The organism is Stenotrophomonas sp. P5_B8, assembly GCF_054049855.1.
In genome coordinates this window covers 1-1,844 of sequence record NZ_JBFULO010000594.1, presented here as the reverse complement: position 1 = coordinate 1,844, position 1,844 = coordinate 1, and the positions used below count along the sequence as shown (strand labels likewise).

The window sequence follows — 1,844 nt, the reverse complement described above, 5'->3', positions numbered from 1 at the left end:
GCATCGCTTCTACGTCGTTCTCGAGCGCAGCTTGGCCATCGACGGTTTGCGCCAGCTTCTCAAGTTGAAAACCGATGCCCTTTTGATACTCCCTGATTGGCCCACCGCTGTGGGGAGAAACTCCCAGCGCGTGGGCGAGCCGCGGATCCGCAGGCATACTGATCCGGTTCTCGAAGGCATCCTTTTCAACCAGGTTAGCCCTCTCGAGGACCTTTAGGAGCTGACTGTTTCGAAACGTCTGCTGCTCAATGACGTGATGGTCTTGAAAAATCGGTCCATTGCGAGGCATTTCGCCACCTCTTCCTTGATGTCACATTGCCGGTTCAGATGTCGGCGGCGTCCGTAAACCACAGGCCTCGCGATTCCCTCTGCCCGCCAATGCCTGCAGCCCAGACAGCGTCCCGGAGAATTCGATCACAGAAGGTCAAACCGCCAGAGTACGGGGTTCGGAAAATATGCGCTTGGCCAACAACGTCTTTGCGAAACGACAGACTTGTGCCGCCACTGAGGTCATAGAACTTTCCGCCAACAAAGTCGTCGCTGACATCGATGGTCAGCCTGGAGCTCTCTTCGTCAAGCGCGTCCAGCTCACGTGTTACCTCACACAGGTAGTAGCGCGGGCCCTCGGATCCGTCGGCTTGTCGATAGTCGCATTCCACGAAATCGAATCCAGCGGGATCGACCTTGGAAAAGACATCTTTGAGGCGCTCGGACACGAGCCAGTACCCGCTCAACCCTCCCTCCAGGTCTTCGGGCGGATCACCCGCTCCAGGATCGTGGAGCAGAACAGGCTTCTCTTTGAGCACTGGGAAGCCCCCCCCACGCGGCCGAATGATCAGCCTGGGAGGTGTCAGCAGAGCTTCCTCATTTTCGATCTCGACGCCGTGCCCTCGTCCACCACGGGCTGTGTCCGGCATCAGAAGAAAAAACTCGCCGCGCTTGGGTGCATTCTTGTTTGAGATTTCCATGCGTCGATCCTGTTCCATCCAGAGCCGCTATGAGGCTCAGTGAAGATTACCCCGGGGACGATGTAGCACACCAGCTTCTGATGTATCTGCGAAGCGCCAGCTCACTCTCGCTGATGAGGGATTGCCAAGTGATGGCGGCCGGCACCAAAGCCGCCGCAAGGCTGCGGATGAATTGGAAGTCGTCATCCGAGCTACCGAGCGTGCGCTTGAAGCGCAGCATGTCATCCACGACGTGACCAAAGGTCAGATCAAAGGTGTATATCCAGCTTGAGTGAGGATATCCAGCGAAGAACTCCTGAGGCCCAAAGAATCCCATGGCTCCAATGCGCTCACCGTCGCGGAGGAAGACGTACTGGTACCACGCCGTCCCGCCCGTCCGACAGCGTGTGGGGGAGCGCTCGAGAGAGCGATACATGGAAGTTCTCACTTTGTTCGAGATGCGAGCGCTTTCTCGGTGCATGGTCCGTGGTCATAAGCTCTCTTCCAAAGTGAGACACTGCGGCTAAGCGCGCTGCAGGATCAAGCTCATATTGTGATATCTGGTGACGTACGCGTCGCACTCTGCTTCCCCACATGGATCGCAGGTGGCTGCGCCCCAGCCGGACGCTATTTCATTCTTCACCATTTGGGTTTACGCATTGGAGTGCGCATAGCTTACGTGCGCGGCAGAATGCGACCGCTCGGCGGGGAGATGCAGCTCTACTCATCCACGCACTCGTCCCTCACCATGGCGAGCTGCGCGAGCTTGGTCACGCCGTCTTCGGGCGTGAGCACTTCGTCAAGCGCAATCAACTGGATATCCGCCACAACGAACACGAGGGCCGCTTTCGCATTACACCTGACCGCCCAAGGATGTTGAACTGCACAGATCATGGT

The 1,844-nt window shown here is 57.5% G+C and carries 1 protein-coding gene and 1 pseudogene; both read right to left on the bottom strand.

Going from position 1 to position 1,844, the window contains the following annotated elements:
- Positions 1–289, bottom strand: a pseudogene (locus tag ACXJKH_RS19715) (hypothetical protein); the annotation flags it as partial.
- Between the two features lie 34 nt (positions 290–323).
- Positions 324–968, bottom strand: a complete 645-nt coding sequence (locus ACXJKH_RS19710) for a DUF1629 domain-containing protein (RefSeq protein WP_457321899.1) — start codon at positions 966–968, stop codon at positions 324–326.
- Positions 969–1,844 lie beyond the last annotated feature (876 nt).

What these genes read in the sequence shown, in the direction of transcription:
- ACXJKH_RS19710 (WP_457321899.1), bottom strand. Translation starts at nt 968, where the DNA reads ATGGAAATCTCAAACAAGAATGCACCCAAGCGCGGCGAGTTTTTTCTT.